This is a genomic window from Cytobacillus sp. IB215316, from assembly GCF_033963865.1.
Classification (GTDB): Bacteria; Bacillota; Bacilli; order Bacillales; family SM2101; genus Nanhaiella; species Nanhaiella sioensis.
This window is the reverse complement of the sequence record NZ_JAXBMC010000011.1, coordinates 93,593-113,384: the sequence shown is the minus strand read 5'-3', so window position 1 is coordinate 113,384 and position 19,792 is coordinate 93,593. Positions and strand designations below refer to the sequence as shown.

General features: G+C 33.7%; 14 protein-coding genes. 10 read left to right on the top strand and 4 right to left on the bottom strand.

The features are described 5' to 3' along the window. Positions 1-55: 55 nt before the first annotated feature. The gene (locus SLH48_RS16485) at positions 56-694 is read left to right on the top strand and encodes a DUF2306 domain-containing protein (protein ID WP_320259036.1); all 639 of its coding nucleotides are present in this window, start codon (positions 56-58) and stop codon (positions 692-694) included. A gap of 300 nt (positions 695-994) precedes the next feature. Here SLH48_RS16485 and SLH48_RS16480 read toward each other — a convergent pair whose 3' ends face one another. Together SLH48_RS16480 and SLH48_RS16475 are read right to left on the bottom strand one after the other, a co-directional pair. Continuing rightward, positions 995-2,605 carry a response regulator gene (locus SLH48_RS16480; protein ID WP_320259035.1) on the bottom strand — a complete coding sequence of 537 codons (1,611 nt, stop codon included), beginning with the start codon at positions 2,603-2,605 and terminating at the stop codon, positions 995-997. A 201-nt stretch (positions 2,606-2,806) separates the two neighbouring features. After that, positions 2,807-4,618 (bottom strand): sensor histidine kinase, encoded by a 1,812-nt coding sequence (locus tag SLH48_RS16475; protein ID WP_320259058.1) that lies wholly within the window; start codon positions 4,616-4,618, stop codon positions 2,807-2,809. A 157-nt stretch (positions 4,619-4,775) separates the two neighbouring features. On the opposite strand from SLH48_RS16475, the gene SLH48_RS16470 reads away from it, so the two are divergent. The 4 genes from SLH48_RS16470 to SLH48_RS16455 all read left to right on the top strand — a co-directional run bounded on the left by SLH48_RS16470 (position 4,776) and on the right by SLH48_RS16455 (position 10,381). Beyond that, positions 4,776-5,666 (top strand): carbohydrate ABC transporter permease, encoded by an 891-nt coding sequence (locus SLH48_RS16470; RefSeq protein ID WP_250886479.1) that lies wholly within the window; start codon positions 4,776-4,778, stop codon positions 5,664-5,666. Between the two features lie 22 nt (positions 5,667-5,688). Further along, the gene (locus SLH48_RS16465) at positions 5,689-6,579 is read left to right on the top strand and encodes a carbohydrate ABC transporter permease (RefSeq protein WP_320259034.1); all 891 of its coding nucleotides are present in this window, start codon (positions 5,689-5,691) and stop codon (positions 6,577-6,579) included. A gap of 87 nt (positions 6,580-6,666) precedes the next feature. Next, positions 6,667-7,992 (top strand): ABC transporter substrate-binding protein, encoded by a 1,326-nt coding sequence (locus SLH48_RS16460; RefSeq protein ID WP_320259033.1) that lies wholly within the window; start codon positions 6,667-6,669, stop codon positions 7,990-7,992. 484 nt (positions 7,993-8,476) lie between these two features. Continuing rightward, positions 8,477-10,381, top strand: coding sequence for a glycoside hydrolase family 3 protein (locus SLH48_RS16455; protein ID WP_320259032.1), 1,905 nt, complete (start codon positions 8,477-8,479; stop codon positions 10,379-10,381). A gap of 109 nt (positions 10,382-10,490) precedes the next feature. On the opposite strand, the gene SLH48_RS16450 is transcribed toward SLH48_RS16455, so the two are convergent. Together SLH48_RS16450 and SLH48_RS16445 are read right to left on the bottom strand one after the other, a co-directional pair. Beyond that, on the bottom strand, positions 10,491-11,033 hold the full coding sequence (locus SLH48_RS16450; protein ID WP_320259031.1) for a hypothetical protein: 543 nt from the start codon (positions 11,031-11,033) through the stop codon (positions 10,491-10,493). A 223-nt stretch (positions 11,034-11,256) separates the two neighbouring features. After that, a complete protein-coding gene (locus SLH48_RS16445) occupies positions 11,257-12,765 on the bottom strand; it encodes an MDR family MFS transporter (RefSeq protein WP_413785436.1) in 1,509 nt (502 codons plus the stop codon). Between the two features lie 819 nt (positions 12,766-13,584). Here SLH48_RS16445 and SLH48_RS16440 point away from each other — a divergent pair. The 5 genes from SLH48_RS16440 (at position 13,585) to SLH48_RS16420 (ending at position 19,716) form a co-directional block, all read left to right on the top strand. Continuing rightward, the gene (locus tag SLH48_RS16440; RefSeq protein ID WP_320259029.1) at positions 13,585-14,475 is read left to right on the top strand and encodes a helix-turn-helix domain-containing protein; all 891 of its coding nucleotides are present in this window, start codon (positions 13,585-13,587) and stop codon (positions 14,473-14,475) included. Positions 14,476-14,825: 350 nt separating this feature from the next. Next, positions 14,826-15,356 (top strand): GNAT family protein, encoded by a 531-nt coding sequence (locus tag SLH48_RS16435; RefSeq protein ID WP_320259028.1) that lies wholly within the window; start codon positions 14,826-14,828, stop codon positions 15,354-15,356. Between the two features lie 392 nt (positions 15,357-15,748). Then, positions 15,749-17,386, top strand: a complete 1,638-nt coding sequence (gene abc-f / locus SLH48_RS16430; protein ID WP_320259027.1) for a ribosomal protection-like ABC-F family protein — start codon at positions 15,749-15,751, stop codon at positions 17,384-17,386. Between the two features lie 703 nt (positions 17,387-18,089). Beyond that, positions 18,090-19,028, top strand: a complete 939-nt coding sequence (locus SLH48_RS16425) for an aminoglycoside phosphotransferase family protein (protein WP_320259026.1) — start codon at positions 18,090-18,092, stop codon at positions 19,026-19,028. Positions 19,029-19,095: 67 nt separating this feature from the next. Further along, complete coding sequence (locus SLH48_RS16420; protein WP_214480531.1) at positions 19,096-19,716, top strand: class I SAM-dependent methyltransferase; 621 nt, start codon at positions 19,096-19,098, stop codon at positions 19,714-19,716. Positions 19,717-19,792 lie beyond the last annotated feature (76 nt).

Genomic DNA, 19,792 nt, shown 5'->3' with positions numbered 1-19,792 from the left:
ATTTTTACCTAGTAATCCTTAGAAGGTCCTTTTCGTAGGGATGGGAGTGTAGAGAGTGAAGAGGTTGGGATGGTGGGGGATACTTTTATTGGCAGTTGTAATTTGCAGTTATGCACTGTTACAATACGGCTTTTTGGGTGTAGAAACCTCAGGCTTTATAAGTGATAAAATTGAACAATACGGACCACAAAGTAAGATGTGGTATGTGACACTCTTTGTTCATGTTTTCGGTAGTTTATGCTCCTTGCTACTTGGTCCATTTCTTTTATCTGAAAGGTTCAGGAAAAGAAATATTAATGTTCACAAAATGATGGGCAAAGTTTATCTCCTTAGTGTTTTCATTGGTGGTATTTCAGGTTTATTGTTAGCATTTTACGCAACAGGGGGCTTGATAGCACAGGTTGGCTTTGGATTGTTAGCTGTAAGCTGGTTATTATCTGGTTTAATTGCTCTAAAAATGATTAAAGAGCAAAAAATCCTTTTACATCGCAAATGGATGATTAGAAACTATGCACTGACATTTGCAGCAGTGATGCTACGAATATGGTTACCAATATTTATACTGATCTTTGGTGAGGCTTCGTTTCATATTAGCTATCAAATAATCTCGTGGTTATGTTGGGTTCCTAATCTGATTGTTGTAGAACTAGTTATGAAGTCACAAGCCTTTCATGACAATGCTCTTAAACTTTAATTTGTGAACTTTTATTTAAGTAGCTATCGCTTAGAATATTATTTACCGGACTAGGAATAAACCGGTAAGCAATTAGCATTCGTGACATCATGATTTATAGGCAATGAGGAAACCCGTATAAAACCACATCATGCTGTTCTAATTTTATTGAAACATAGCAGCAAACTTTACGAAAAGAGCCTTTATTTTTAGCTAAAGAGCTTTTTTCATTTTTGTACGTTCACTATAAATACACATACTTTCTTTAAAGTGTCTATAAAGCAAAATACGGATAATAAATTATATACTTCTTGTTATCGTTTATCCCACCTTTCGCTGGTATTCTGAAGGGCTTTGTCCAACCCGTTTTTTAAATGTGCTGCTAAAGTGACGTTCATCTTGGTAGCCAACAAGTTTTGCTACTGCATAAACCTTCAACCCATCCTTTAACAATGGCTTAGACTTATTGATACGAAAGTTGTGTAAGTAGTCTAAGAAGTTTATCCCGAGCTCTTGCTTGAAAAGTGAACTAAGGTAAGTCGTAGATACAAAGACTTCTTTTGCGAGCCAATCCAGTGTGATATTTTCATGATATTTTTCATGAATTATTTCTAAAGCTGCTTTTACAGTTTTGTGAATAGGTACTTGGCTTTTAATTAACGAAATAATAATATTCACATTTTCTTGAACAAGATTGACTAATTCATTAAATGATTCTGCTTTTGTTATTAATTCTATTTGATATGGCTGGTTTTGAATCCATTCATTACTTTGAATGTTTTTTCGATGTAATAGTTTTCCCAGCTCTAAGATAAAAGCTGTTGCTATCATGTTAAGGTTTTTTCTCGAGGTTGTTGAATTTTGGCTAAGTTGATGCAGCCAACTATATAACTGATCATTTGCTAAGTTAAATTCTTCTTGTTCTAAGAAATGTAATATCTTTTCTTCTTGCTCAGCAATAGCCTTAGTGTGAAAAGTTGGTTCATTAAGAGTGCTTGCTGCTCTTTGAGCCAATTGTGAATAAAGGAAAGAGTCACTTGCTTCTTCATAAAATTGATATTCAATGACATTTAATGCTTCTTTGTATGACAAATGGAGAAGGTTAATGCTTGGTTGTATAGACCCCACACCTATGCTGATTGAGTATTCAATTGCTTTATTAATATGGAGCACCATGCTAGTTAAGTGTTCATTAAGACGTTGCTCATTATAAGACGTTGTTACATTGGCACACCATACAATTTCATAATTATGTTGGAAAACTTCTATATAATTATTATTATAAAAATCACTAATAAACTTATTGGTTATGTCAAGGACAGTTTGAAAATAATGATTGTCCTTTTGTTTACTAGTATTATGTGTAGTTGGATAGTGAATTTTAATTACACCGACTTGTATATTAGCATCCTGCAATGATATCCTTAGTTCCTCAATATCGTCTAAATGTTTTTTATAATTAAGATCAGCACTTTTTAGCCAACTTGAAAGCTTTTGCCATTTTAATGTAGGTAAATGTTTATCCCAAGTCTTTTTAACAACCTTTGACTCTCTTGCTGTTTCTAGCTTTTCCTTGGCTGTTAAAACTGCATTTAAGATGTCATTTGGGAGGCAGGGTTTAAGCAGGTAATCGTGAGCACCTAACCTAATACCTTCTTGTGCATAACTAAACTCATTGTAGCCGGAAAGTAGAATGGCTAAAAAATCATATCCAGTTTCTTGTGCTTTTTCAATAAGTTCTAAGCCATTCATTTGGGGCATCCGTATATCTGTTAATAAAATATCAGGTTTTGTAGCTAGGAATGTTTGATAGCCTGTCAAGCCATCTTCACAAATACCACATACCTCAATTCCGTATTGTTGCCAATTAATCATTTCTTCCATACCTTCTCGAATGGTTATTTCATCTTCAACAATTAATAGTTTAAACATATTGAATTTTCTCCTTCCTAAGTCATTTAGTTTCTCATTATTATATTTCTTTGTATTTTTATATTAGAAGAGGAAGATGAGTAATTATATGACTGTAATCATTTTAAATAAGATTTTCGTGTGTTAACCAACAAAATATATATGAAAAAATCAGTGATAAAAACTAGATTTCAACGTTTGGCCAGTATTGGTCAAGTATAATTATTTTTCTAGTGGTAGACGAAGTTCTACTCTGGTTCCTCGTCCTTTAACACTATGGAAAGTTAAGGTAGCTTGTTCATCATACAATAGTTTCAATCTCTCTTTTATATTTAAAATTGCATAGCTCCTATCTTGTTTTTCGTTAGTGCTATTAAATTGATAGGATTTTAATGAGCGATTTAGCTCTAATACTGTCTTCTCGTTCATTCCTACACCATTATCTGTTACTTCAATGAGGCATGTGTCATGATGGTGGCTAATTTGCACTTTAATGTAGCCACTTTCGTTATTAGGCTCTATACCATGAAGAATTGCATTTTCTATAAATGGTTGTATTAACAATTTGGGTATTTCAATGTCTAGTACTTCAGGGACTATGTCAATCTCATATGTTAATTTTGGTTTGAAGCGCTGTTCTTGTATGTGCAAATAATTTTTTACTAGTTCAATTTCTTGCCTAATTGTAATTGAGTCTTTTCCATCATTAAGACTTAGTCTAAAAACACTTGATAGAGCGTATGCCATATTAGCAATCTCAGGTTCCCCTTTCCTTTGAGCAGTCCAGCATATTGTATTAAGTGTGTTATATAAAAAATGGGGATTTATTTGGGCTTGTAATGTTTTTAACTCTGCTTCTCGCTGTTGGATTTTAGAGAAATATACGTCATCTATTAATTTTTTTATTCTATGAACCATATTGTCGTAGCCTTGTCCTAGTTGTCCTATTTCATCATTTCCAACAAATTTCACACTTTGCGAGAAATCTCCATTTTCTAGTTTTCTCATCGATCTTATAAGCTTCTTAAGTGGACTAGTTAGTCTAAAAGCCGCAAACCAAGAAACTATACTACCGCCGATAAAGCACAAAATGATCGCAATTACTGTAATTAATCGAATCTGATTAAGCTCAAGTAATACGGTTTTTTTTGATTGAATGATGACAACACGCCATTCGGTTAATGGAGATTGATCATGACTAATGATCCAATTGTCTGTCGAAAATTTTCTAGGCATTTCTTCTATTGTATGTTTACTAGTTTGAAAAGGGGGAATATCAAAGTAGTAACTACCAACCCAATCTTGATTTGTTGCAGTTAAAATTTGGCCATCATTATTCATTACTAGCATCTCTGTTTCTGGGTCTTCTAAAGACATATATTTTTTTCGTAAGAATTTTTCGTTAATTCCAGTTACGACGAATCCCTCAGGGTTTAAATCATAAATATTTTTAATCATTCGTACATTAAGAAGTTTAAATTGGTTATCTCCTATAAATAAGCTATTTTCAGAGTTAGCTAAATACCAAATTGAATCACCGTCTTGTTTCTTTGCTTTGTCATATATTATTGTGTGACGGAAGAACTCATATGATTCTGCACTTATCTTTCCTTGATTAATTGTCAATGGCTGCTCAAATGGATTTAGACTATTTATATCATAAACAATAAGAGAATGAATGTTTGGTCTCGTTACTAATATTTTTGATAATGATTCATTCATTTGTTGCCTTAGGTTAGTATTGGGGCTATTTGAACTCAAATAATCTTGTACGGAAGATGATAAAAAAAGGTAGTTTGTAAAATCATTCACATCTTGAGCAATGAGATCAAATTGGTCAATACTTTTTTTTAGTAGGTTATCTTGGTTTTGATCAATTTTGCTAAATACTTGCTTTGCTGCAATTTGATAAGATATGAAGCCTGTTATCGCTACAGTTGTAAGAATTAATGGTACAAACCAAACGAGTAATTTATGTCGTATTGGGAGGTTAATATACCAAAATAAAAGCTTAGATGGAATCATTCTCATCACCTTAATCAATTTTGTATACCCTATCATATCACGAAAGTAGAAACTAAATTTATAAGTACGATAGAAATTATGAAAAATGAAAACGCTATCTAAAATATGACGCATTAACATTAATTTTGAAATTTTTTATGATGAAATAGAAGATTTACTGGAGGTGATGAAACTGCATAAGGTATTAAGTAATAAATGGACTATATTTCTTCTAGTTGCTCCAGGGGTATCTATTTTCTTTTTTATGATTGGAATACCAGTATTAATGAGTATCTATTATGGGTCAACAGATTGGAGTGGAATTGGAAGTTACAGTTTTATAGGTTTAGACAATTTTAAAGAAATTTTATTTAATGATTCAGTTTTTTGGAAATCGCTATGGAATGCTGTGTTATTAGCTGGAGCAACAGTACTTATTCAACATCCGATAGCTATTCTTATTGCCATTTTTTTAACTCATTGTGGTAAATGGGAAAAGTTCTTTTCGGCAATTTTCTTTATTCCAGCTGTCATATCTATTGTTGTGACATCTAAATTATGGGTAAGCATCCTTCATCCTAACTATGGTTTGTTAAACAAAGTTTTAGATTCAGTTGGTCTGTCATTTCTAAAACAAAATTGGTTAGGTGATCCAGACATTGCAATTTGGTCAATTATCATTGTCGTTATGTGGCAAGGATTTGGATATGCCCTATTACTATACCATTCTGGGCTGCAGTCGATCCCAAACTCTGTTTTTGAAGCAGCTAGGCTTGATGGAGCAAATAATTTTCAATTATATACAAAAGTTATTATTCCGCTATTGTCACCAGTGATGAGAATAGCCATTGTAATTGCTGTTGTAACTAGTTTAAAACAAATGGAAACGGTTTTTCTAATGACAAATGGTGGACCTGGGGATAGTACAGAATTTTTAGGAAACTATCTATATAATACTGCTTTTTCCTCCTCTTTATATGGGTATGGAAATGCAATATCTGTCTTGTTTGTAATCTTTTGTTTGATTTTAACGGTCGTATTAAACAAAACCTTGAAGAAGGAAGTGGGAGAATACTAACAGGAATTATGGAGGGATTGGAATGGAGTCCAAATTACCAGTGTCTAGTAACAAAACACTGTTTTTAAATGATAAAGGTGCTAGAAAGCGATTTTCGATAAAAAAGATGCTATTATTTACTCTCATGATCATATTAGCACTCGGACAAATATTTCCATTAATTTGGTTAATAAACTTTTCATTTTTAAAAAGTGGTGATTTTTTCGGTTCTGCATTTTTAAAATGGCCAGAAACGTTTGAATGGCAGAATTATATTGATGCTTTTACTTACGGTAGTGTTCCGAGATACTTTTTTAATAGTTTGTTAATTACTATGATCACAGTGGTCGTTTCTGCTATTTTGTCTCTAATGCTTGCATATGCCTTTACACGAATGAAGTGGAAATATAAAACTACTGTTATGAATATCATTCTTCTCGGCATGATTATTCCGATCCATGCGACTTTGCTACCAAACTTTATTATATTTAATAAATTAAATATGTTAGATAATATGTTTACACTTATATTGCCGTATATTGCATTTTCTCTACCAATTAGTATGTTTATTATGACAGGATTTCTAGAAACAATTCCAAAAGAGGTAGAAGAATCAGCAGTAATGGATGGGGCTGGTGTGTTTGGTATCATTTTTAGAATTATGTTACCGATGACAAAGCCAGCGATTGCAACAATTAGTGTATTAAACTTCATTACTTGGTGGAATGAATTCATTATCGCAAATACGTTCCTCGTTTCTGATGAATTAAAAACGTTACCATTTTCAATATTAAAATTCACTGGTCAATACTCTTCTAATTATGGGGCACAGTTTGCAGTGATGACGATGATAGCAGTACCGTCTATTATCATTTATATAATTTTTAGTAAACAGATGACAAAAGGGATTACATCAGGTGCTGTAAAAGGATAGTAAAAATGAAAACATTATCTAAAAAATAATACATTACGCTATGAAAGCCTTTACATTATGATAAATGTTAGTGAAGGGGGAATACACGTGGGAAAATTGAAAGCACTTTTGACAATGTTGTTAAGTATTATGGTTATTTTAAGTCTTGCTGCATGTGGTACAGAAAACTCAACAGGTGATAATGAGGGAGGCGCCGATGATGAAGGTAAAGTCACGCTTACATTCTTTAGTGCAAACCCAGATCGTTCAGTCGGAGTTGGTAAGGTTGAGCAAGAAATTATAGATGTTTATATGGAAGAAAATCCTAATATTAAGATTGAAGTAGAAGCTTTACAGGATGAACAATATAAGAATAAGATTAAAATTTACTCTTCAACTAACAAACTACCAGATATTATGCATACTTGGGGACAGGAATCATTTATAGCTCCACTTATTGATAATGACTTATTATTAGAATTAAATCAAGAAGACTATGCAGATTATGGATTTGTTAATGGTTCTTTAGATGGTTACTCAAAAGGTGGTAAAACGTATGGTTTACCTAAAAATGCAGATTTATTCGTACTCTATTACAATAAAAAAATCTTTGCAGAAAATAATATAGAGATTCCTAAAACACAAAATGAGCTTTTAGATGTTATTGGGAAATTAAGAGCAGAAAATATAAATCCAATTTCTATTAATGGTATGGATGGCTGGTCACTACCAATTTGGTTTGAATATGTACTCCAACGTGAAACAGGCGACTTTTCAAAAATGGATAAAGCTTTAAGTCGTGAAGATAGCTTTACTTCAGAAGAATTTATTAAGGCTGCTGAATTCATGAAAACATTGGCTGATGCAGGCGGTTTTCAAGACGGATTTTTAACATCTGATTATGGTGCTGCACGCAATTTATTCGGTCAAGAACAAGCGGCTATGTATTTAATGGGTTCTTGGGAAATGGGCCTTGCAGCTGATGAGAATTTTTCAGAGAGCTTCAGAGAGAATGTTGGTGTTATGCCGTATCCTTCGACTGATAAAGGCAGTGTAAATGATGTGGCTGCTTGGTTTGGTGGTGGCTACTCTATTTCAAATAATTCTAAGAATAAGGAAGAGGCAGTGAAGTTCTTGCAATACTTCTTTAAGCAAGAAAACTGGGTGAAATCTTCATGGCAAAGTGGTGCAACAATCCCAGCTCAACAGTTTGACAGTTACTTAACAGGAGATGAAACAGAGTTACAAAATGATTTAATTGAACTGTTTAATTCTATTGAGACTTCAAGTGGAACACCAGTATTAGATAAGGGGACACCAGAATTCAAAGAAGAAATTATGCAACAACATCAACAATTACTTTCTGATCAACTTAGCCCTGAAGATTTTGTTGAGCAGTTGGACGATGCCGCTGAAAAAAATAACAATAAGTAAGGCTGTTTTCGCATTGATTGTTGCTTTTCGTTCAAAGGTATAAGAACGTAAACATATAGCATTTCGTGGCATCTTTTCTACTTAAACAATTATTGAGCACTCTTAAAACTCGTCAAATTGTCCATTATTAATAAAAATAACAACAAAGTTTATGAAAAGAGCCATAAGTAATTATGATTAAGAAGAGGCTGGGACATAAGTTGAAAACTAACTGATTATTATACATTACACAAAAATAAAACCGCATGAAATCAAGGTTTATAAATTTGATTTCGTGCGGTTTCTTCATTTTATATTGGGTTTTGTCCCAGCCTCTTTTCAATGATTGAGAATCTTTATCATGTTCAAGACTACTTCATCCAAAAAAAGAAAACGTTTTCCAAAATATCATTACTTATGTATAGCTTGCTTTTTCATTATGATTATAAAGTGGATTTCTATACTCTTTGAGAAGGATAGAAGAATGGTTTTAGGAGGGTAAGCTATGAAGAAAAAACCGCTGATTATTTCTGTTTTTATGATTATTATAGTAACGGTAGTTGGAATTATAATTGTAAAATACGATGGACAACCAGAACAAAAGGTAGTGTTTTTAGATCCAGAGGCCTTGATAGAAGATCGTGTCCAGGACTTATTATCTAAAATGACAGTTGAAGAAAAAGTTGGACAGCTGATTCAAGCTGAAGAAAAATCTGTTACGAAAGATGATGTGAAAGATTACTATTTAGGTTCAATATTGAATGGTGGTGGATCCTTCCCAGAACTAAATGTGGAAGAAAGTAGCACAAGGGAATTGTGGGAAGAAATGGTTAATTCATATCAAGATGGAGCTTTGGCAACTAGATTAGGTATACCACTTATTTATGGTGTTGATGCAGTTCATGGGCATAATAATGTAAAGGGTGCAACAATATTTCCACATAGTGTAGGCTTAGGCTCAACGAGAAATATTGATTTAATACGTGAAATAGGAATAGCAACAGCAAAGGAGATTAAGTCTTCGGGTCCTAACTGGACATTTGCACCTACTGTAGCAAGTGTTCAAGATATTCGTTGGGGAAGGTCCTATGAAGGTTTCGGTGAAAATGCCACTTTAGTTGCTGATATGGGTGTGGCTTATATCGAAGGATTTCAAGGGACTAGCATTAGCGATTTAAAACAAACCTCTAAGGTAGTTGCGACGGCAAAGCATTTTATCGGTGAAGGTTATACAGATGGTGGAAAAAACCAAGGTGATATAACGCAATATACTGAGGAAGAGATTATTGAAATGGATAAGGAAATTTACGAAAAAGCAGTAAAAGCTGGAGTTAGAACAGTTATGGCATCCTTTCATAGCATACAAGGATTAAAAATGCATGCTAATGAACGATTATTAACAGACTTTTTAAAAGATGAATTAGGCTTTGATGGATTTGTTATTTCTGATTGGTATGGAATACAACAAATTACTATGGATCATAACGGAAATCCTGTTTCTGGATTAAAAGAGCAAATCAAAGTCTCTGTTAATGCTGGTGTTGATATGTTAATGCAGCCCGAGAACTGGAGAGAGACGTTAAAATTAACATTACAATTAGTTAATGACAATGAAATTACGATGGAACGGCTTGATGATGCAGTGTCTCGTATTTTACGTGTGAAATTTGAGGCGGGCTTATTTGAAAATCCTAAAACTGATCGGTCACTTGCTGATTCGTTTGGGTCAGAAGAACATCAATCATTAGCACGTCAAGCTGTGAGCGAATCTTTAGTATTATTGAAAAATGATGAAATAAGTGGGCAACCAATTTTTAATCAATTACCTGATATGGATAAAATATTTGTAGCTGGTAAAAATGCAGATGATATTGGTAACCAATCAGGAGGATGGACGATCACTTGGCAAGGTAAATCTGGTGATATTACTGATGGAACATCTATTCTTGAAGGGATAAAAGAAGTAGCTCCTAATAAAACTGTTACGTACGATGTTAATGGTAAAGGTGCTGCGGGGCATGATGTGGCACTTGTCGTTATTGGTGAAGAACCTTACGCAGAAACTGATGGTGACACGAATGACCTTAATTTAAAGCAAGTAGACCTAGAAACGATACAAAATATTCGTACAGAAGATCCTAATATTCCAATCATTGTAATACTTGTAGCTGGTAGACCTATGATTGTGACAGAACAACTGAATGATTGGTCAGGCTTAGTTGCTGCATGGCTCCCTGGGACTGAAGGTGCAGGTGTAGCAGATGTACTGTTTGGTGATAAAGACTTTACTGGTAAGCTGCCAATTAGCTGGCCAACTCATTTAGATGCTTATGACAATCGTGACAAGTTTGATGAGTATATTTTATTTGACTACGGCTTTGGCTTAAGTAAGTCAGAGGTTACACCGTAGTTGTGTGATTAAACGAAGGAAATTAACTGGCTAAGCTACGATAAATGCTCTTACAAATGATTAAATACTAATACTCAAAAAGCACCTTACAGATGGTGCTTTTTGAGTATCATTTTACGAGTCTTTCAATGAGAATTTGAATCCATTCTGTAAAAATAGATTCAATATCTTTGTTCTCAAAGTCGTTTGAGAAAACAAGCCATTGCAATTGCTCAGGTAAAAGGTGTAGCTTTTGCCTAAGTTCTGCATTATCCATAGATTCATCATCGAGGAATATTAAACGATTGTTGTTCTCTGATGTAACGAAAACACGACCAGTGTATTCTTTACCGTTCATATATGTATAAATATGCCCTCTTGCATTAGGTCTACATCGAATATGATTTCCTTTTAATTTAAATAGTGAGTGTTCAAAGGAAGCCAATTGAGTTTTACTTATATAAAACTCCTCCAAAAAATACTTATTTTCGATATGCCTCTCACTATGTACATCAAAAACATCATAAATTAATTTAATCTCTGGATTGCTAGAGATATTTTTATTTACGTTATTATAAAATTTTTTAAAAGGCATTAATCGGTCTTTTAGTAAAAAATCAATATTGCTATGATCCAAACTACAGCCATAGCTTAGTATAAATACAGTTTCCAATGAAATTCTCCCCCTGTGCAGCTACTGATATCAACTAGTTTAAGCATATCATCGTGTTTAGAAATAGTACACAGAAGCTAAGTAAGAAAGAGGCTGGGACATAAGTGGAAAACTAACTGGTTTTTATACATTACGCAAAAATAAAACCGCACGAAATCAAGGTTTATAAATTTGATTTCGTGCGGTTTCTTCATTTTAATTGGGTTTTGTCCCAGCCTCTAATTTAAGAAGCTTTTACTTTCTTGTTCTTTGTATCTCTTTCAATCTTTCCACTTCCTACCGATAGTGCAACGATTATTCCAAGACCAATGAAGATAAGACCTGTTAAGAAGACGGTGGAAAAGGATTGTGTCCACACTGATTGAATTGTGCTAACAACTATATTACTTACATCTTCTGGCATGTCAGGTGTCATAGGTGCAAGCATGGTTTTAAGTAAGTCATCTGTTTTACCGACTAAGCTATCGAGAATACCAGAAGCAACTTGGTTAGTTTCAGTTGAAGCTGCAGCAGCTAACTTTGTTTCGATTGATTTATTCATCACCGCATTTAAAACGGTAATCCCGATTGTTCCGCCAATTGAACGGAAAAAGGTTGAGGCTGAAGTAACAGCACCTAATCGAGATTTAGGAAATTCATTTTGGACAGCAATCATGAGTGTTGGCATGACAAGCCCCATTCCAAACCCCATGACAATCATATAACCATATGCTATAGACTGATTCGATTCAACTCCCATCGTACTCATAAGATAAAAGCCAGTCATCGTAATCGCCATGCCAGCAGTTAATACTGTGCGGTAGCGAAGGCGGAGCAATAATCTTCCTCCGATAATACTTGCAACGATAAGGGAGATCATCATTGGTGTCATAGTAGACCCAGCTTCTGTTGGGCTCACACCAAAAATATATTGCATAAACATTGGGACGAACATAATTGCTCCGAACATTCCTAAACCTAATAAGAAACCTAAACCACTTGTTGTTGCAAAGACACGATTTTTAAATAACTGTAAATCTAATATTGGATCCTTGGCCTTTCTTTCAATAAATATGAAAATAATGAGTAATAATAATGAACCACCAAATATGATATAACTAGTACTTGAAGCCCATTCAAATTTATCTCCACCAAAAGTTAAACCTAGAAGTAGCAGTACAACAGATGGAATTAACGTGAAAATCCCTAAAAAGTCGATATTTACTTTTTCTTTCCTTGAAAAATCCTCTTGCTTTAAGCCGATAAAAATGAGTACAGCAGATAGTATTCCAAATGGGACATTAATGAGAAAAATCCAATGCCAGCTAATTGTATCGACGATAAATCCACCAATGAATGGCCCAATGACTGAGCTTAAGCCGAAGATAGCTCCAAAGACACCTTGCCATTTAGCACGTTGTTCGGCTGTGAAAATATCACCAACAATTGTTTGTGATAACGGCATAATCATACCGCCACCAATTCCTTGTATACCTCGATAAATAATAAGCTGCTCCATAGATGAAGCAGTGGCACAGAGTGCCGAACCTATCATGAAGATAATAACCCCTAACAAATATAAGCCTCTTCTACCGTATAAGTCGGCTAGCTTACCTACAATTGGAATAACTGTTGTCGAAGTAATTAAATAAGCTGTTGTCACCCATGCAAATATTGAAAAACCATTTAGATCATGAATAATAGTTGGCATGGCTGTTCCAACAACAGTTTGCTCGAGTGCACTAAAAAACATCCCAATGATTAAGCCAGTTAAGACTAACTTTGTATTAATACCTTGTTGTGTGCCCAATTTTCTCCCCGCCTTTGTTAAAAATATATACAATTTGTTTAATTCATCATTAGTATGCCAAAATTAAAGTATTGATGGTAATGATGATTAGAATGAATTAATATAATATAAGTTAAACACAAACGACCATTCGGTCGTCTGTGCAGGTACTTATGAATAATGAGTATGCTTTTTCATTCTTAATGTAGCTAAAATTAGAAAACGATTTATAACTTTAGCTATGTTATACTTTTCTTATAAATAATTTATTCTTATATATACCGACCATTCGGTCATAGTATATGATAATCAACTTCATAAGTCAAATATAAAGCTGTGAATACAAGCTTATTGAAATTGTATAACTATTAGGATAAGATGAAAGAAAACGACCGTTCGGTCACATAAGTATGTATTATTTTAAACTTTTTTGGGTAAGGTTCTTTTCGTAATCTTTGTCGCTATTCCAAGAAAATTTGAGCTACTATTTGGTAGTTGTAGCCATTTTCAATGCTATAGAGAAGGTAAGATGTTACGTAACACTATGTGTGTTTAAGTTTTAGTACGAAAAATAACTACAAATGCAATAACAGCCTATTTGAAATATTTAAATGAGCTCATTTGTATATTTGTGCTTAAAATGAATGTTTAATATTGTTGGGCTTCAGCACAAAGCCCTCGAAATAACCTTGGTGGCGTGAGGAGCTCAAATAAATAAATTTCCTTCGTTGAGGGTGGATAAGGTCTTCCATTTCATGATCAATAATTAGGGAGAGAATCGAATTGAAGAGTAGAAAGCAAGAAATTGTGAGTTCAGCAATGAAGCTATTTGCTAGAAAAGGCTATCATGCTACATCTATGCAAGAAATAGCGGTTCAGAGTGGAATTGCTAAAAGCTCATTATACAATTATTTCAGTTCTAAAGAAGAGTTGTTAATGACTATTTTTAAGCATTACTATGACGTTCTGTTTGAAAAAGTTTCAATGGTAGAAAGAAACTCAAAGCTAACTCCAAAAGAAATACTCATTGAGCAAATTAGTGTACAGCTCCAAGAAGCAGTTAATTATAAGGATTTTATGCGATTGCAAATGAGAGAACAAATCATTCAAGTCAATGATGACATTCGCCAATATATCTTTCGAATGCGATCGCAATTTCTAAGTTGGTACAGTATGCGTTTACGTGAAGTATATGGTAATAAAATAGAAAAACATTTATTAGATTGTGTAACGATGCTAAATGGAATTCAAAGGGAGTATACATTTAATTTACTCGTTGGCGAAGCAGAATTGGATGTCAAGAGGATGGGTGCTTTCATCGTGCGTAGACTTGATGCCATTGTTGAGAGCATAATGGATGATGAAGAGCCCTTATTGACAAACTCAATTTTTGACCATGAAATGATAGGGGAACGGACTGCAAAAGAGCATCTGAGAGATCAAATTACTCATAGCATTCATAAGATGAGAGAGCATGTACAAAAGACGTCACTTGAAGAGATGGTGAAGGAAAGATTTGTTTCGACGCTCCTTGCACTTGAAGAGGAAATGAACAAGGAAGAGCTTAAAGTGGTGTTAATTGAAAGCCTCCTATTTTTCTTGAAAAGCCAGCAAGATTCGCAAATCAATAGTGAAGTAAAAAAAATTGAAAAACTTCTTGAAATTTATTTGTAAAGGCTCTTTTCGTTAACTCTGTTGTTATTCAAAAATGGAGAGTAAGAAGAGTTTTTATGAAACCTAAATTATTGTAACAATAGAAAAGATGCTACGAACGGTAGGTTTATACGTGCTTATCTATTAGAACGAAAAGCAACAACCAATACGAAAACAACCTTATTAAAATAAGGGGTCCAACAATGTGTATGATCAATTTTGGGATTCCGTTTATATTTTATTATTTCTCGGTCAGAAGACCCCCAATACAATCCCTTGAGATCTGAAGTGGAGGGGAGTTCGAAATTTACATTTTGTAACTTATGTTAATAGTATTATAAAAAACTCCTATAAAAATAGGCGGGGGAATTATGCTAAACTTCAACAAACTATCTAAAGAAATGTATGCCGAATTAGTAAAATTGTTAACTTCTGAAACCTGGCCTTTTCATGGACATGAAATGCCGTCAGAAGATATGATTAGAGAATCTATAACAAATGGATATTACACCGAAAATGGCAATGAAACATTTTTGATAACATTGAATGATGAGACTATTGGCATGATAAGAATCTTTGATTTAGCTGATCCTACATGTCTATTTGATCTACGCCTTAAAAACCGATATAGAGGCAAGGGGTTTGGTTCAATATGTGTAAACTGGCTATCAAGATACGTTTTTAAAAACTTTGCTCATATTGTAAGAATAGAAGCACATACGCGACATGATAATTATGCGATGCGAAAAACGCTATATAATTGTGGGTACGTAAAAGAAGCATACCATAGAAATGGTTGGCCTCAAGGGGGGATATTACACGATGGTGTCGGATATACGATCATAAGAAGTGATTGGGAAAAGAACACTGTAACGTGTATTAATGATTCATTCCCTTATTGATGTCAAGAAAAAAATGTGGTTGACATTAATTGCAAATTTATGTAATGATAAAAATAATTAAAGTGGAAAGGAACGGTACTTAAACGAATGTGGAATTAATCCTATTTTTTTAGACATTATTTAAATAGTTTATTTTTAATAAATGTTGTCTAGATAGGATTAGTCTATGCATTTTTAGGTACTATTTTTATATGTGTTATAATTGGACCATTAATATGGTTGAAATTATAGCAGGAATGATGTGTTCAAAAAAATGGTGAAGAATAATTGGAGTAAATGTACCAATTTCTAATCTTTTTGAAAAATTGAGCCGTTTTTGCTGAACTTTTTAACATCATTACATACCTAAATATTACAGCTAATCCTCTCTAGAATTGTAGGGAGGATTTTTTATGCTATTGTTAGATGCGAATCAAATTGAAAAGTCTTATGGAGACCGTACGATATTAAATATTCAACAATTACAAGTGTTTAATGGTGAAAAAATAGGGGTTGTCGGTAAGAATGGGGAAGGGAAATCTACGTTATTGAAAATTTTAGTGGAACAACTTGAGCCAGATAGTGGAATTGTCAACGTATATTGTCCGATTGCTTATATACCGCAGCTTGAAGATCTCGAAGTTAGCGATATTCCTCAAAAATTGAATGGTCATTGGAGAATTCCTAAAGAAAGGAAGCAATTTTTAAGTGGGGGAGAAGAAACGAGAAAGAAAATAGCATCAGCTTTGTCTGCAAATGCTAAATTAATCATTGCTGACGAACCAACAAGTCATTTAGATGTAGAAGGAATAGAACAATTTGAAAGAGAGTTAAAAGCATTTGCTGGAAGTGTCATTATTATTTCTCATGATCAACAACTTCTTAATCAAGTTTGTACCACGATCTGGGAATTGGATAAAGGAAAGGTACATTGCTATGATGGCAACTATGAAGCATATGTTGAGCAAAAGAAACATTTGAAAGATAGACAGCAGTTTGAGTACGAGCAATATGTGAAGGAGAAACAACGTCTAGAACAAGCTGCAGTAGAAAAAAGCCAAAAGTCAAAATCATTGAAAAAAGCACCAAGCCGCATGGGTAATTCTGAAGCGAGATTGCATAAAAGAAGTGTTGGTCAAAAGAAAGCGAAATTAGATAAAGGTGTCCACGCACTTAGATCGAGAATTGATCAACTTGAGAAAAAGGAAAAACCAAAGCAAGAAGAAGATATCACCTTTGACATTAGTCAGTTTAAGAAAATTCATAGCAAAAGGGCAATTGCATTTAACGAAGTAAGTGTAAAAATGGGAAATCGTTTGTTATTTAATAACTTAAACGGTGCCATTAAACCAGGGGCAAGAGTTGCTATAATTGGAAGAAACGGTGTAGGCAAAACAACATTATTAAATATGATAGCAACAAGGCATGATGATATTTCTATTGCTAAACCTGCTTCCATAGGATATTTCCATCAAAAATTAGAAAGTCTAGATGAGCATAAAACGATCTTAGAAAATGTAAAAGAATCCAGTCATTATTCAGAGCAATTTATTAGAACCGTGTTATCGAGGCTACGATTTAAACGGGAAAATGTCCATAAAAAAGTATCCATGTTAAGTGGAGGAGAACGGGTAAAAACTGAATTAGTAAAAGTCTTTTTAGGAGATTATAATGTTCTGCTATTAGATGAACCGACCAATTACCTTGACCTTCAAACAAAAGAAGCGTTACAAATGGTGTTAACATCTTATCCAGGAACAATTTTGTTTGTAACTCATGATCGTTATTTCGTCCAAGAGTTGGCGACACATATTTTACAAATTGAGCATGACAAAGGCGTTTTGAAAGATATTGACTTATTAGAGTCAAATGATTCTGTTGAACAACAACAAGAAGAAACGAATTTGTTAGCGGTTGAAATGGAGTTAACAGAGGTGTTAAGTAGATTATCACTAATCACAAATGAAGATGAAAAACAAATGCTTGAAGCTAGGTTTTCGAATTTACTAGCACAAAAGAAGCAGTTAATGAATAAGAAATCTCGAAAATAGTCTTGACGGTTACCTTGGGGAGAGTTGAAACTAGAATAGCGAAGCTTGTAAACAGTGTGGGTTAACCAAAAAACAAGTGCTTATAAACATTTGTCATCGAATTCCAGATGAAAAGATGCCCAGATTTCTAGTAGTGAACGTATCTAATTCTTAGTAAGAAAAACAATAATTAATACAAACAGCTATTGTAAAAGAGCAATTCACAACGTGGATTGCTCTTTTATTTTGTAGGCTTTTTTCATAAACTTTGTTGCTATGGTTACCAAACTATTACCATGAAAAGTCGTTTTATATGTTAGTCTTCGTTGAACAGAAGAAAAGATGTCCCGAACGTTAGTTATTATCGAATCTAGCCCTAATTACGAAGAACAACAATTAATACGAAAATACCCTTTTAGTAAGAAGGGCATTTGGAAGCTTAGTTGTTATGCTCCTTCATTAAAATACGATTCAGAAATTTTTGTTATGCTTGTGTCACTATCTCTTAATACGAATACTAACAACTAAAATTATATAAAAATACCAAAATATGAAACTATTCTATGAATTTTCCGTATATACAATTAGTAGAATAAAAAGCTATCAGATTAAGAAAAAAACTTCTTCGTTAATGGCTTGCTAATTATCAAATAAAGCCCTATTTAAGGCTTGAAAGGATAGACCTTCATTCATCACATGGAATTTTGTAGAGACGGGGGCATATATGGAATTACAAGATCACTTTGTTAAAACAGTTCACTTATATTTTAAAGAAGAAGGAGTAGCTTGGTTACAAAGGCTACCTGAATTAATCCGTGATTGCGAGCAAAAGTGGCATTTGAAGATAAAAGAGCCTTTTACCCTTTCGATAAATTACGTTGCCGCTGCGATTATGAATGATGGGAGGGAGGTAGTAGTGAAAATTTGCATTCCGGGAGAAGGTTTTCTTGATGAGATTGAAGCGTTAACGTTATTCGGTGGAAAAGGCATGGTTCAACTAATCGATTTCGACAAAGATAAAGGAATAATGATACTGGAAAAAGTCTCACCTGGACATACTTTAGCAGAAATTGTAGATGATGCTAAAGCTTGTCGACTAGCCGCTAACGTAATCAAAAAACTATCTATACGTGCTCCAAAGGAAACTAGGATCGCATCAACACTTGGTAGAGAAGAAAAGCTTCGGAACCTGATTAAAGAACACCCAGAAGGATTTGGCCCTATTTCACAACATACACTAGAAGTAGCTTTGAAAGTTTTTACATATTTAAATCGAACGATAGAACAACACTTTCTCCTTCATGGAGATTTTCATCATTACAATGTTCTATCATTTACAGATGAAATATGGACAGCAATTGACCCTAAAGGGTTAGTCGGTGAAATCGAATATGATTTAATTCAATTTCTGCTAAATAAATTACCTGACCAAAACGCTTACGACGTAGTAGCAAAAAGAGTTGATATTCTTACGCAGGAATTGAAGCTTAATAAAGAACGCTTACTGCTGTGGGGCTACTGTCATACCGTGTTAGCTACTTCATGGACAGTTGATGATGATGGAACTTATGACGATAAATTTTATCAAGCAATTGACATATTTCACAAGCTGTATGAAGCTAATTATGGAATGGAAATAGAAGCATTAAAATATGTAAACTAAAACAAATAATGTGTTGTTTCATAAGCTGAAACTTAGTTATAGTTTATAACTATAAAGGACGGGTATCATGAAAGGTTATTGGAATAGACGTTTTAGTAAAGGAAAGATATGGGGAGAACTGCCAAGCAATACGGTAGAGACTGCTACTAAACTTTTCTTGAACAATGGTGCAAAAACTGTTTTAGTACCAGGCGCAGGCTATGGAAGAAATTCGAAAGCACTTGCGACTACTTTTAAAGTTGATGCAATAGAACTTTCACAGCAAGCTATTGCTACTGCTAAAGAACATGATAAGTCGACGTCGTATATTGAAGGGTCAGTATTCGATTTACCTATTCCTCATAAAAAATATGATGGGATTTATTGTTATAATCTATTACACTTGTTTTTGTTATCTGAAAGAATGACATTTATTCAGAAGTGTATCGATCAGTTAGCTGAAGATGGAATGATTTTTTTAACCTGCTTTTCGAACGAAGACTCTTCTTATGGTCAAGGTGTAGAGGTAGAAAAGGACACATTTGAATATAAGCCAGGAAAAGTCGCTCATTTTTTTAGTGAGGAGGACTTAGTAAACCATTTCAAACATGCTGAAGTCATTCAGACAGGCTCAATAGACGAAAAGTTAGAGTATATAGATCAAACTGAAAGAACTTACAAATTAAGATACATCATAGCCAAAAAATAGATGAAATTGCAAATGTAACCTCCCTGAATAAAAAGAAAAGTGAACATAGGGAGGTTATTTTAAGAACTCATAAATT

Bases quoted from the DNA above. Each gene is read 5' to 3' on its own strand.
- SLH48_RS16480 (WP_320259035.1), bottom strand. From the start codon at position 2,605: ATGTTTAAACTATTAATTGTTGAAGATGAAATAACCATTCGAGAAGGT.
- SLH48_RS16470 (WP_250886479.1), top strand. From the start codon at position 4,776: ATGAAACTGCATAAGGTATTAAGTAATAAATGGACTATATTTCTTCTA.
- SLH48_RS16465 (WP_320259034.1), top strand. From the start codon at position 5,689: ATGGAGTCCAAATTACCAGTGTCTAGTAACAAAACACTGTTTTTAAAT.
- SLH48_RS16455 (WP_320259032.1), top strand. From the start codon at position 8,477: ATGAAGAAAAAACCGCTGATTATTTCTGTTTTTATGATTATTATAGTA.
- SLH48_RS16445 (WP_413785436.1), bottom strand. From the start codon at position 12,765: ATGTTTTTTAGTGCACTCGAGCAAACTGTTGTTGGAACAGCCATGCCA.
- SLH48_RS16435 (WP_320259028.1), top strand. From the start codon at position 14,826: ATGCTAAACTTCAACAAACTATCTAAAGAAATGTATGCCGAATTAGTA.
- abc-f (WP_320259027.1), top strand. From the start codon at position 15,749: ATGCTATTGTTAGATGCGAATCAAATTGAAAAGTCTTATGGAGACCGT.
- SLH48_RS16425 (WP_320259026.1), top strand. From the start codon at position 18,090: ATGGAATTACAAGATCACTTTGTTAAAACAGTTCACTTATATTTTAAA.
- SLH48_RS16420 (WP_214480531.1), top strand. From the start codon at position 19,096: ATGAAAGGTTATTGGAATAGACGTTTTAGTAAAGGAAAGATATGGGGA.